This window comes from Nocardiopsis moroccensis (genome assembly GCF_055763695.1).
On the sequence record NZ_CP199747.1, the window covers coordinates 862387 to 875096 of the forward strand.

Genomic DNA, 12710 nt, shown 5'->3' on the forward strand with positions numbered 1-12710 from the left:
GCGGGCGACCCCTCCGCCAGGAGGGGCCGCCCGCCCCGGGAGGGTCAGAAGGACGGCACGGTGGCGATGGTGAGCTGGTCGTCCCCGTCCACGTCCACCACCACGTGGTCGCCGGGGACCACCTGCTTGTCCAGCACCATCCTCGACATCCGGTTGCCCACGTTGCGCTGGATGGTCCGGGCGAGGGGACGGGCGCCGAACTCGGGCTGGTAGCCGCGCTGGGACAGCCACCCGACCGCCTCGTCGGTGAAACGGACCTGGATGTCCTGGGCCTTCAGCCTCTCCTCGGTCCGCTCCAGCATGAGACGGGTGATCTGCGCGAGCTCCTGCTCCCCCAACTGCTGGAAGACGATGACCTCGTCGATGCGGTTGATGAACTCCGGCCGGAACTCCTCCTTCAGGCGGCGCATGACGCGGCGCTCGGTGTCGGGGTCCATCTGGCCGTCGGCGCTGAAACCCATCGGGGCGCCGCCGGTGATGACCTCCGACCCCAGGTTGCTCGTCATGATCACCACCGTGTTCCGGAAGTCCACGGTCCGGCCCTGGCCGTCGGTGAGCCGACCGTCGTCCAACAGCTGCAGCAGCAGGTTGAACACGTCCGGGTGGGCCTTCTCGACCTCGTCGAGCAGCAGTACCGAGTACGGGTGCCGCCGCACCGCCTCGGTGAGCTGACCGGCCTCCTCGTAACCCACGAAACCGGGGGGCGCCCCGGTCAGCCGACTCGTGGTGTGCCGTTCCTGGAACTCGCTCATGTCGATCCGGACCATGGCCTCCTCGGAACCGAACAGCGCCTCCGCGAGTGCCCGCGCGAGTTCGGTCTTGCCGACGCCGGTCGGCCCCAGGAACAGGAAGCTCCCCACCGGCCGGTCGGGGTCGCCCAGACCGGCCCGGTTGCGACGGATCGCCTCGGAGACGGCGGTGACCGCCTCCTCCTGGCCGATCACCCGGTCGTGCAGCACCTCCTCCAGGTTCACCAGCCGGTCCCGTTCCTCCTGGGTCAGCTGGGTCACCGGGATCCCGGTGCTGCGGGAGACCACCTCGGCGATGTCGTCCGGACCCACCTCGGGCACGGACGAACCGGTGCCGCGCGCCTGGTGCATGCTGCCCTTGGCCGTGTTGATCTCGTCGCGCAGCCGGGAGGCCTTCTCGTAGTCCTCCTCCTGGACGGCCCGCTCCTTCTGCTCCTCCAGTTCCTTGAGCTTCTTCTCCAGTTCCCGCAGCGTGGAGCTGGAGCTGCTGAGCCGCAGACGGACCCGCGCCCCGGCCTGGTCGACGAGGTCGATGGCCTTGTCCGGCAGGAACCTGTCGGTGATGTAGCGGTCGGACAGCTCGGCCGCCGCGACCAGGCTGTCGTCGCCGAACCGCACCTGGTGGTGGGCCTCGTAGCGGTCCCGCAGCCCGCGCAGGATCTCGACGGTGTCCTCCACCGAGGGCTCGGGCACCTGGATGGGCTGGAACCGGCGCTCCAGCGCGGCGTCCTTCTCGATGTTCTTGCGGTACTCGTCGACGGTCGTGGCGCCGATGATGTGCAGTTCCCCGCGGGCCAGCGCGGGTTTGAGCATGTTCCCGGCGCTGGTCGACCCCTCGGCGGCACCCGCGCCGACCAGGGTGTGGACCTCGTCGATGAAGATGAGCAGCCGGTCCGACTGGGCGCGGATCTCGTCCACGATCGCGTTGAGCCGCTCCTCGAAGTCACCCCGGTACCGGGTGCCCGCGACGATGCCCGACAGGTCCAGCTGGACGAGGCGCCGTCCGCGCAGGGTCTGGGGGACGTCGTCGTCGAAGATGCGCTGGGCGATGCCTTCCACGATCGCGGTCTTGCCCACGCCCGGGTCGCCGATGAGGACCGGGTTGTTCTTGCGCCGCCGGGCCAGCACCTCGATGCACTGCTCGACCTCGGCCTCCCGGCCGACCACCGGGTCCAGCCGCCCCTCGGCGGCCAGCGCGGTCATGTCGGTGCCGAACTCGTCCAGCTGCGGGGTGCTGGACGGTTCCGCCTCGGGCTGCTCCCCGGCGGGCGCCGGACCGGCCGACTTCTGCAGTGCCTTCGGGGTGATGCCGGTGTCGCGCAGGAGCTGGCCGACCGGGGCGTCGGTGTTGACCGCCAGCGCGAACATCAGGTGCTCGGGCGTGATGCTGGTGCTGCCGGTGGCGCGGGCGATCTGGAGGGCGTCGAGGAAGGCGCGCTTGGCCGCGGGGGTGAGCCGGGCCGAACCGCCGCGCACCGAGCGCGGGGTCTGGGCGACGGCCTGGTCGACGACGTTCTCCAACGGCGTGAGGTCGGCGTCGGTGCGTCCCAGGAGTTCGCGGACGGGCGGGTAGCGCAGCAGCGACCACAGCAGGTGGACCGAGTCGACGTCGGTCCCTCCGGCCTCCAGGGTGCGCCGGACGGCGGCGTCGGCGACCTGTCGCGCCTCGGGGCTCATCAGCTTGGACAGGTCGACGCGGCGGACGGGCCCACGGGACCCGCCGAGGAACCGTGCCAGGAACTCGTCGAAGGAACCGGGGTCGCCGCCCGGGCCGTCGGGAAAGTCGGTGCTCATGTCGTGTCGTCCCCCGTGGTGTTGACAAGCCGGTGCGATGACAGGCTGGAGTAGTTGTTCAATTACCCTACGTTGATTCCGGTATGTCGGTCGGTAACGACCTCGGGTGCGGGAGGACCCGCTCCCCCTCTTCGGCCTTCCTCCCCGGCCGCCCCCTCACACACGCACGGCGCTCCGCACGGGCCCCGCTCCGGGAGCATCCGGCCGGGGCACCGCCGGCGGGCCCGGTCAGGCGGAGGCCTCGTCCAGACGGGCGGTCTCCTCGGCCGTCAGCCGGAGGTCGTTCAAGGCCAGCAGCCCCCGCAACTGGTCCAGGTTCCGGGCGCTGGAGAGCACCGAGGCCACGCCGGGGCGCTCCACCAGCCAGGCCAGCGCGACCGTGGACAGCTCCGCGGAGCGCTCGGCCGCGATCGCGTCCAGCGCGGCCAGCACCCGCTCGCCGCGCGGGTCGTCCAGGTAGGCGCGGGCCTTGGCGGCGCGGGGGCTCTCGTCCTCGGCGCGACCCGGCCGGTACTTGCCGGTGAGGAAGCCCCGGGCCAGCCCGAAGTAGGGCAGCAGCGCCAGGTCCTCCGCCAGGGCCAGTGGCACCAGGTCCCGCTCGATGCCGCGCTCGACCAGGTTGTACTGCGGCTGCACGCACACGGGGCGGTGCCAGCCGTTCTCGTCGCACAGCGCCAGCCACTCGCGGATACGGTCCGGGCTGTGGTTGGACAGGCCCACGTACCGGACCCTGCCCTGGTCGACCAGGGCGGAGAAGGCCTCGGCGCTCTCGGCCAGCGGGGTGTCGGGGTCGTCGAAGTGGGCGTAGTACAGGTCGATGGCCTCCACTCCGAGCCGTCCGAGCGAGGCCTCGTTGGCGGCCTTGATGTTGCCGGCGGACAGGCCCGGGAAGTCCGGGTGCTGGCTGACCTTCGTGGCGATCACCATGTCGTCGTGCCCGCGCGCGGCGAGCCAGGCGCCGATGACCCGCTCGGACTCGCCGCCGGTGTGCCCCGGTGCCCAGGCCGAGTACGCGTCCGCGGTGTCGACGAAGTTGCCGCCGCTGTCCCGGTAGGCGTCCAGGACCGCGAAGGAGGTGGCCTCGTCCGCGGTCCACCCGAAAACGTTGCCGCCCAGGTTCAACGGGGATACCCGCAGGTCGGATCCGCCGAGTCGGCGCAGGTGGGTGTCGTTCATGCTCACCGTTCCGTGTGTTCCCGATGGGGGAGCCGTTGATTCGGCTCCCAAGCTAGAGGAATCGGGCCCGGGGGTCACGAACGTTTTCGGGGCGGACGCTGCATCATGGTGACGGGGCCCTGACCCGCTTCCGCGGACGTCCGGTGACGCAACCTCGAGGAGGCGGTTCGATGACGGAACGCAAACCTGCGGGCATGGAGTTCGAGTCGTGGGTCGACGCCCAGGTACGGCGCGCCCGGGAACGGGGTGATTTCGACGACCTCCCCGGTGCGGGCAAACCGATCCCCGACATCGACAAGCCCTACGACGAGAACTGGTGGATCAAGAGGAAGCTCCGGAGCGAGAACGTCTCCCTGCTGCCGCCCACCCTGCGTCTGCGCCGGGAGGCCGAGGTCACCCTGGAGCAGGCCCGCACGGCCGGGACGGAGAAGCGGGTGCGTGATCTTCTGGAAGGCCTGAACAAGAAGATCCGCGAGATGAACGCGAGTTCCGTCCCCGGTCCGCCGCTCAACCTCATGCCCTACGACGTCGACGAGTTCGTCGAGCGCAAGTGGCGGGGCGGCAGCTGACCCGGGCCCTCGCGGGGCCCGGCCGGCAGCGCCGGGCCCGGGTCAGACGCCGTGTGTGGTGCGGCGGTAATCGGCGTAGCGTTCCCGGACCCGCGCGCCGACCTCGGGGGTGTGGGCGGACTCCTCCTCGGGTGCGCCCAGGGTCCAGGTGGGCGGCTCCGTGGTTCCGGCGAGGGTCCAGGCCGCCTGGCGGGCGGCGCCCAGGGCCACGTATTCGGCGGCGGGAGGGACGACCACGGGCGCGGCCAGGACCAGGGGGGCGATGGCGCGCACGGCGGCGGAGCGGGCGCCTCCGCCCACCAGCAGTACGCGTTCGGTCGGTACGCCCTGGTCGGCGAGCGCGGACAGGCCGTCGGCCAGACCGCACAGCATGCCCTCCACGGCGGCGCGGGCGATGTTGGCGGGGACCATGTTGTCCCGGCGCAGCCCGTGCAGTGAGCCGGCGGCGTCGGGGAGTTCGGGGGTGCGTTCCCCGTCGAGGTAGGGCAGCAGGACGACGCCCTCCGCTCCTGGGCGCGCTCCCAGGGCGAGGTGGTCGAGCCCGGCCAGGTCCGTGCCGAGCATCGCTGCGGCGGATCCGAGTACCCGGGCGGCGTTGAGTGTGCACACCAGGGGCAGGTGGCCGCCGGTGGCGTCGGCGAATCCGCACACCGCCCCGCTGGGGTCGTGTACGGCCCGGCCGTGCGCCGCGAACACGGTGCCGCTGGTGCCGAGGGAGACGACGACGTCCCCGGGGCGCAGGCCCAGGCCGAGCGCCGCACCCATGTTGTCCCCGGTGCCGGGGGCGATCACCGCGCCCTCGGAGGTGTGGCCCACGACCTCGGCCGGTGTGGCCACGCGCGGCACGTCGAGCTCGCGGCCGAAGGCACGGACGAGCAGGTCGGGGCGGTAGGCGTTGTCGGCGGGCGACCAGTAGCCGGTTCCGGAGGCGTCGCCCCGGTCGGTGGTGGGTGCGCTGCGGGAGCCGTTGAGCCGCCAGGTGAGCCAGTCGTGGGGCAGCATGACGCCGCGCGCGCGGGCGGCGAGCTCGGGCTCGTGCTCGGCGAACCAGCGGAGTTTGCTGACGGTGAAGCTGGCCACGGGCACGTTGCCGACGGCGTCCGCCCACGCCTTGGGGCCGCCCAGTTCGGTGACGAGGTCGTGTGCGGCCCCGGCGGAGCGGGAGTCGTTCCACAGCAGGGCCGGCCGGACGACCTCGCCGTCCTCGTCGACCACGACCATGCCGTGCTGTTGCCCCGCGACGGAGACGGCGGAGACGTCGTCGAGCAGGCCGGAGGAGGCGGTGGTCAGCGCCGACCACCAGTGGGCGGGGTCGGTTTCGGTGCCGTCGGGGTGCGGGGCGCGGCCTTCGCGCAGCACCTTCCCGGTGGTGCTGTCACAGACCACGATCTTGCAGGACTGGGTCGAACTGTCGATTCCGGCAACCAATGCCATGTTCGCTCCGTGTGGGTGAGGGTCCGAAGCCGTGGGGGCGGCGCCGCTCATTCTCGCATTCTCGTGACCCCCGTCACTGTGCCGGGTGCTGCAGTGGGCTGCCCTTGCCCCCGCATTGGCGCATCAATAAACTTGAGTCCAGACAACTCAAGTCGATGGGAGTGCTTCGATGCGCGTGACGGACGTCTTCGACCGGGCCGAGGAGGCCCTGTGGGCACAGCTCGCCGCCGAGCCCGTGGTGCGGATCGACAGCGGCCGTCGGGGCGGCGACCTGGTGGTCGGCGTCGAACTCGGGCCCGTGGTCGATCCCCGCGAGGTCCTGGTCGTCAGGGAGGCGGGGGCCCTCGTGTTCGTGCGGAGTGCGGATCGCTCGGTTCTGTGCCGGGTGCCCCTGGAGGTTCCTGTCGGACACCCCTCCCTGCACCGCACCCCGAACGGCCTCACCGTCGTGGCGCCGCTTGTGGACCCGGCCCCGGTGGCGGTCCGTCCCGGCCTGCGCCGCACCTCCTGGGCGGGCCGCCTGCGCGCCGCACTCGCCCGTTTCGCCGATCGGCTCCGGAGTCTGGTCGCTCCCGCGGGTTGAGTGGTCGCCGGAACGGTCGGCGGGGTCCGGTGTTGTGGCAAAAGCCACGTATGACACGTCCGCAAAAGGGACATTTCCTACCAAGAAGGTGGAGTAGTCTCTGGTCAGCTCGCCCGCGTCCCACTAGGGCGCCCGAGCTCCCGTGTCGGATCTTCCTCCGGCGCAGGCCTCCCCCCGCGATCCTCCATCCCACGATCACGAAGGAGTGCACCATGCGCACGACCTCGACCGTCATCGGCGCGGCCGCCCTCACCCTGGGCCTCGCCGCCTGCGGTGCCCCCAGTGAGCAGGCCTCCGAATCCGCCGCGGACGGGGGAGACGTGCTCCGGGTCGGGGTCAGCCCGGTGCCGCACGGCGACATCCTCGCCTTCATCGACGAGAACCTCGCCGAGGAGGCCGGCCTGGAGCTGGAGATCGAGGAGATCTCCGACTACAACACGCCCAACGCGGCGCTGGTCGAGGGGGAGCTGGACGCCAACTACTTCCAGCACCGTGCGTTCATGAACGAGTGGTTGGAGAACGGCCCCGACGCCGAACTAACCTACGTCACCGACGTCCACATCGAGCGGCTGGGGCTGTACTCCGAGAGCGTCGAGAGCACCGACGACCTGCCCGACGGGGCCGAGATCGCGGTGCCGAACGACCCCGCCAACCTCAACCGGGCGCTGTCCATCCTGGAGGCCGAGGGGCTGATCACCGTCGACCCCGAGGCGGGCGAGAACGCCACCGAGAACGACATCACCGACAACCCGAACGACCTGGTGGTCACCCCGCTGGAAGCGGCCCAGCTCCCGCGTTCGATCGCCGACGTCGACGCGGCGGTCGTCAACGGCAACTACGCCATCGAGGCCGACCTGCCCGAGGAGTCCAACGTCCTGGCCTGGGAGCCCGAGGGCGAGGACTACGTCCAGAACTACGCCAACGGCCTGGTCGCCCTGGACGAGAACGCCGACGACGAGCGCGTCCAGCTGCTGGCCGAGCTGCTCCACGACGAGCGGGTCCTGGAGTACGTCCAGGAGACCTGGCGCGGTGTGGTCCTGGCGGTCGACGCCGAGGGCGTCATCACGGAGTAGCCTCCCGCGGCGCCTGACCCGGCGCCCTCCCACCCCCCGCCGAGGGCGGTGGAGCCTCCTCCGGCTCCACCGCCCTTTTCGCGTGTTCGCCCACCGCCCGTGCGCCTGTCCCCCCTGCGGCCGCTGTCGGTGCGTCCGTCGCCCCTGCGCCCGCTGCCGGTGTCCGCCGGTCGCGCCCGTCCCGATGCCGTCCGGGGCCGCGCGCCCCGGGGTTGCGAGTCCCGGGGGCGGGGCCCGGCCCCGCAGGCTGTGATCTCCGTCGCACCCGGTGGGCCGTCCCGGTGCGGGAGCGGGCGCCGGGCGCTGCGCAGGGTGACGGCACGCCCTCGCGGCTGTTCCGGGCGGTGACCTCCTGAGCTGCGACTTCCCGCCGGCTGGGACTCACCGCGGGTGACGGGCACGAGTTCGGGCAGGTCATCGCGGTCGGAATCACCGGGGTGGTGCTTCCACAAAACCTACTTATTAAGTAGAGTTTCTCCCGTACCTCCGTCGACACCCCGAAAAGGACCCCCGAGATGCGTGTTCGCCCGCTCCCGCTGAGAGCCGCCGCGGCTGCCCTGGCCCTGGGTCTGGCCGCAGCCGGGTGCGCGGGCGAGGGGGAGACCGCCGGCTCCGTCCTCACCCTCGGGTACTCCCCGAACATCACCCACGCGCCCGCCCTGGTCGGCGTGGAGAACGGGATCCTCGACGGGGCCCTGGGCGGCGTGGAGCTGGCCACCCAGACGTTCAACGCGGGCCCGGACACCATCAACGCCCTGTTCTCCGGTGAGATCGACGCGGCCTTCGTCGGTCCCAACCCCGCCGTCAACGGCTGGACGCAGTCGGAGGGCCAGGCCCTGCACATCATCGCCGGAGCCGCCACCCAGGGGACCGGGCTCGTGGTCCGGGACCACATCGAGACCGTCGACGAACTGCCCGGCACCACCCTCGCCACCCCGATGCTGGGCGGCACCCAGGACGTGGCGCTGCGCTGGTTCGCCCGGGAACAGGGCTGGGAGGTCGACACGGCCGGGGGAGGGGACCTCTCGATCCTCCCCCAGGACAACCCCGACACCGTCAACGCCTTCGCGGCCGGCGAGATCGACGGCGCGTGGCTCCCCGAGCCCCACCTGAGCCGCGTCCTGGCCGAGGACGACGCCCGCCTGCTCGTCGACGAGCCGGACCTGTGGGCGCGGACCGACGGCCAGTACGTCACCACGCTCCTCATCGTCAACGCCGACTTCCTGGAACACCACCCGGAGGTCGTCGACGACCTGCTGCGCGGCCACATCGAGACCGTCGACTGGATCGGTGCCAACCCCGACGAGGCCGCAGAAGTGTCCCGCACCCACCTGGAGGACCTCACCGGCGGCGAACTCGATCCCGAGCTCACCGCCGCCGCCTTCGACAACGTCACGTTCACCGTCGACCCCGCGGCACCCTCGCTGCTCGCCCAGGCCGGACAAGCCGAGGCCGTCGGTCTGCTGGACCCCGTCGACCTCAACGGAATCTACGCCCTCGACCCGCTCAACGATGCCCTGGCCGAGGCCGGGCACGAGCTGGTCGCCGAGTTGGAAGGGTAAGGGCCCCATGACCACCATTACCGAGACCCGTACCGGTACGAACGCCCTGGAGATCGACGACATCTCCAAGGTCTTCGGTCACGGCGGGAGCGCCGTGACCGCGATCGACGGCATGACCGTCACCGTCGGTACCGGCGAGTTCCTGGCCATCGTCGGCGCCTCCGGCTGCGGCAAGAGCACCCTGCTCTCCCTCGTCGCCGGTCTGGAGGAGCCCACCACCGGGGCCGTGGACGTCGGCGGCCACCGCGTGGCCATGATGTTCCAGGAGGCCGCGCTCTTCCCGTGGCTGACCGTGGGCGCCAACATCGAGATCCCCATGAAGGTCAACAGGGTCCCCAAGGCCGAGCGCAGGAAACGCGTGATCGAACTCCTGGACCTGGTCCGACTGTCCGGTTTCGAGCGCAAGCGCCCGCACGAGCTCTCCGGCGGCATGCGCCAGCGCGTGGCCCTGGCCCGCGCCCTGGCCCAGGACGCCGACGTCCTGCTCATGGACGAGCCCTTCGGTGCCCTGGACGCCATGACCCGCGACATCCTGCACGACGAACTGGAGCGGATCTGGCGGGAGAGGTCGCTGACCATCCTCTTCGTCACCCACAACGTGCGGGAGGCGGTGCGCCTGGGCGACCGGGTCGTCCTGTTGTCCAGCCGTCCGGGACGGGTCATCAAGGAGTTCCCGGTGGAGGGAGAGCGCCCTCGCCGGATCGACTCCGCGCTGATCGCCGGGCAGGCCGCCGCCATCACCGACCGACTGCGTGAGGAGGTCTCGCGTCATGCCTGAGACCGACGCCCGAAACCGCCAGGTCCAAGGGCTCGACGCGCTTGAGCTCCAGCCCGGGAAGAGTGCCGGCGACCGCGGCGCAGCCGGGGTCGCCGGCAGGATCTGGGCCGCGACCTGGCCCAAGGCGGTCGCCGTGGTCATCGTCCTGGCCGCCTGGCAGGCGGTTGTGTGGTCCGGATGGCGCACGGAGTACGTCTTCCCGGGGCCGGACCGGGTGCTGCCCGCCCTGCTGAACGAGGTCACCGACCCCGCGTTCTGGTCTGCGGTCCAGGTCACCATGCGCCGGGCCTTCGTCGGCTTCGCCCTGGCCCTGGCCGTGGGTGTGGTGGTCGGCCTCGCGGTGTCGCAGTTCAGGCCGCTGAGATCCGCGATCGGATCGTTGGTCACCGGGCTCCAGACCATGCCGTCGATCGTGTGGTTCCCGTTCGCGATGCTGCTGTACGGCATCAGCGAGTCGGCGATCATGTTCGTGATCATCCTGGGCGCCGCGCCCTCCATCGCGGGCGGCCTGACCTCGGGCATCGACTACGTGTCGCCGTCACTGCTGCGGGCGGGCCAGGTCATGGGCCTGCGCGGAGTCCAGCGGTACTCGCTGCTGATCGTCCCGGCGGCGCTGCCGATGTTCGTGACCGGGCTCAAACAGGGCTGGGCCTTCGCCTGGCGTTCCCTGATGGCCGGGGAGCTGCTGGTCATCATCAATCAGGAGAACTCGATCGGGTGGGCGTTGAGCCAGGCCCGCCAGCTCAACGACGCCGACCGGCTGCTCAGCTACATCATCATCGTGCTGGTCATCGGCATCATGATCGACGTGTTCTTCAACTGGGCGGACCGCTCCCTGCGCCGCCGGTGGGGGATCGCCCCGTCCTGACCGGGGTTCTGCGGTCAGGACCGGGCGGGGGAGCACCCCGGGCGCGGGCGGGGCGGGGCTCAGCCGTACACGGCGTGGTAGAGCTCCACGGCCTCCTCCGCGGTGGGCATCCGCGGGCCGTCTGCGGCCTCCTCGGAGGTCAGGGCCTGCTCCGCCATCAGCGGGGCCAGCCCCCACCAGCGCTCGGCGCTGATCCCGTAGCCGCGCGGGGTCGGCACCTCCAGGTCCTGGCTGAGCAGCCGCAGCTCCCACACCAGCGCGCCGGTGGCCTCCCCGTCGGTGCTGTTCGGACCGGCCAGGCCCATCGCGCGGGCGCATTCGGCGTAGCGGCCGGGGGCCGAGGGCACGGAGAACTCCGTGAGCGTCGGCAGGAGCATGGCGTTGGACAGCCCGTGCGCCACCCCGAAGTGCGTGCCGACCGGGCGGCTCATCCCGTGCACCAGGGCGGCGCCGGAGTTGGAGAACGCCATCCCGGCCTGGGTGGCGCCCACCATGAGGGCCTCGCGGGCCGCCCGATCGCCCGGTTCGGCGTACGCGGCCCGCAGGTGGGTGAAGACCGTGCGCATCGCCTCCCGGGCCAGACCGTCGGAGACCGGGTTGGCCCGCGCGCTCACGTACGCCTCGATCGCGCGGGTCAGGGCATCCAACCCCGTGTCGGCCGTCAACCGCGGCGGCACGTCCAGGGTGAGTTCGAAGTCCACCAGCGCGGCCCGGGGCAGCATGGCCAGTCCGGCGCAGAGCATCCTCTCACCGGTCTCCGCGTCGGTGACGACGCTGTAGCGGGTGCACTCCGACCCGCTGCCCGCGGTGGTCGGCACCGCCACCACCGGCAGGGCGAGCGCGTCGGTGACCACCGGTGTCCGGTAGTCCCGCATCCTCCCGCCGTGCGTGCTCAGCAGGGCGACGGCCTTGGCCGTGTCGATGGGGCTGCCGCCGCCCACCCCGAGCACGGAGTCGAAGCCGCCCTCCCGGAGGGCCCGGACCCCTTCCTCCACCACCGTGGTGGTGGGGTCGGGCACGGTCTCGGCGAACACTCCGGGGGAGAGGCCAGCCTCCTTCAGGTCGGCCATGAGCGCCTGGAAGAAGGGGCGCTCGACGACGAACGGGTCGCTCACCAGCAACGGGCGGGACAGTTTGAGGGAGTCCAGGACCCCGGCCAGTTCGGCCGAGGCTCCCGCGCCCACACGCAGGATGCGGGGCAGGGCGATGGAAGCGGTCACGTCGGTACCTCCGGGGGTCGGGAGTACGGGTGTCGGGGCCTGCCCCGGGAAACCGGGGGGCACGGCTCAACGCCCGGGTACCTACCCGTGTCTGTGATTCGACTCCCCCCGTGGGCCCTTGTTTGTCGGACCGGGGCGCCGCGCGCACCGCGGGGGCCGGGCATCCGGCCCGGCCCCCGCGGCGTGCGTTCGGTCAGGTGTGCACCAACGGGGTGTCCACCAGGTGTTCGGCCACGAACCAGGCCTGGAGTTCGTTGGTGCGGATCACGTCCGAGACCAGTACGTCGTTGGTGCCGTCGTCACCCATCTCCTGTACGCGGGCGGCCGCGTCGTGGGCCTCCTCCAGGACGGTCTCGTGCGCCTCCAACAGGCGGGAGAGCATCGCGGGGACCTCCTCGACGCCGTTCGGCGGGCGCGGGATGTTGGTGATCTCCGCGACGTGCCTCGGGTCGCCGACCGCCACACCGCCCAGGGTCTGGACCCGCTCCGCGACGGTGTCGATGAGCGAGGTCTGCTCCTCGGCGTGCTTGTCCATCAGCAGGTGCAGCTGGTAGAAGGTCTGCCCGCGCATCAGCCAGTGGTGCTTCTTGTACATGTCGTGCAGGATCCGCAGGTCGCACAGCACCTGGTTGAGCCGCTGGCACGAGTACATCCGGGCGTCGTAGGACAGGCCCACGGGGAGTTGGCGGACCGTCCCGAACTGCTGGACCTCCTCACCCCTCTGGTGGAGCCACGGCTGGCTGCTCCGGGGCCTGGGTGTCTGGCTCGAACGCTGGTCAGCGGTCGTCACGGTTGGTTCCCCCTCCGGTTCGGTGTGTCGCGCGGAGCCGTCAGGCTCCGTCAGCCAGTCTTGGTCACCGACCGTTGTCGGAAGAGAAAACGCACGCCATGTCCGGGCAAGGCT

At 71.5% G+C, this 12710-nt stretch carries 11 protein-coding genes; 6 read left to right on the top strand and 5 right to left on the bottom strand.

Annotation, left to right across the window (positions count from 1 at the left end; translation table 11 throughout):
• Positions 1 to 44: 44 nt before the first annotated feature.
• On the bottom strand, positions 45 to 2543 hold the full coding sequence (locus ACUKCB_RS03600; protein WP_473039018.1) for an ATP-dependent Clp protease ATP-binding subunit: 2499 nt from the start codon (positions 2541 to 2543) through the stop codon (positions 45 to 47).
• Positions 2544 to 2771: 228 nt separating this feature from the next.
• Positions 2772 to 3719, bottom strand: coding sequence for an aldo/keto reductase (locus tag ACUKCB_RS03605; protein ID WP_473039019.1), 948 nt, complete (start codon positions 3717 to 3719; stop codon positions 2772 to 2774).
• A 170-nt stretch (positions 3720 to 3889) separates the two neighbouring features.
• On the opposite strand from ACUKCB_RS03605, the gene ACUKCB_RS03610 reads away from it, so the two are divergent.
• Positions 3890 to 4288, top strand: a complete 399-nt coding sequence (locus ACUKCB_RS03610; protein WP_473039020.1) for a DnaJ family domain-containing protein — start codon at positions 3890 to 3892, stop codon at positions 4286 to 4288.
• Positions 4289 to 4330: 42 nt separating this feature from the next.
• On the opposite strand, the gene xylB is transcribed toward ACUKCB_RS03610, so the two are convergent.
• Positions 4331 to 5722, bottom strand: coding sequence for a xylulokinase (gene xylB / locus ACUKCB_RS03615; RefSeq protein ID WP_473039021.1), 1392 nt, complete (start codon positions 5720 to 5722; stop codon positions 4331 to 4333).
• 169 nt (positions 5723 to 5891) lie between these two features.
• On the opposite strand from xylB, the gene ACUKCB_RS03620 reads away from it, so the two are divergent.
• From ACUKCB_RS03620 to ACUKCB_RS03640, 5 genes are all read left to right on the top strand, one after another.
• Positions 5892 to 6305 (top strand): hypothetical protein, encoded by a 414-nt coding sequence (locus ACUKCB_RS03620; RefSeq protein WP_473039022.1) that lies wholly within the window; start codon positions 5892 to 5894, stop codon positions 6303 to 6305.
• Between the two features lie 212 nt (positions 6306 to 6517).
• Positions 6518 to 7378, top strand: a complete 861-nt coding sequence (locus tag ACUKCB_RS03625; RefSeq protein WP_473039023.1) for a MetQ/NlpA family ABC transporter substrate-binding protein — start codon at positions 6518 to 6520, stop codon at positions 7376 to 7378.
• A gap of 515 nt (positions 7379 to 7893) precedes the next feature.
• Positions 7894 to 8940 carry an ABC transporter substrate-binding protein gene (locus ACUKCB_RS03630; protein WP_473039024.1) on the top strand — a complete coding sequence of 349 codons (1047 nt, stop codon included), beginning with the start codon at positions 7894 to 7896 and terminating at the stop codon, positions 8938 to 8940.
• 7 nt (positions 8941 to 8947) lie between these two features.
• Positions 8948 to 9718 carry an ABC transporter ATP-binding protein gene (locus ACUKCB_RS03635; RefSeq protein ID WP_473039025.1) on the top strand — a complete coding sequence of 257 codons (771 nt, stop codon included), beginning with the start codon at positions 8948 to 8950 and terminating at the stop codon, positions 9716 to 9718.
• Positions 9711 to 10586: an ABC transporter permease gene (locus ACUKCB_RS03640; RefSeq protein ID WP_473039026.1), complete on the top strand. Its 876-nt coding sequence runs from the start codon at positions 9711 to 9713 to the stop codon at positions 10584 to 10586. The genes ACUKCB_RS03635 and ACUKCB_RS03640 overlap by 8 nt, the downstream gene beginning before the upstream one ends.
• A gap of 59 nt (positions 10587 to 10645) precedes the next feature.
• Here ACUKCB_RS03640 and ACUKCB_RS03645 read toward each other — a convergent pair whose 3' ends face one another.
• Complete coding sequence (locus ACUKCB_RS03645) at positions 10646 to 11806, bottom strand: iron-containing alcohol dehydrogenase (protein ID WP_473039027.1); 1161 nt, start codon at positions 11804 to 11806, stop codon at positions 10646 to 10648.
• Positions 11807 to 11999: 193 nt separating this feature from the next.
• Complete coding sequence (locus tag ACUKCB_RS03650; protein ID WP_452542033.1) at positions 12000 to 12596, bottom strand: Dps family protein; 597 nt, start codon at positions 12594 to 12596, stop codon at positions 12000 to 12002.
• Positions 12597 to 12710 lie beyond the last annotated feature (114 nt).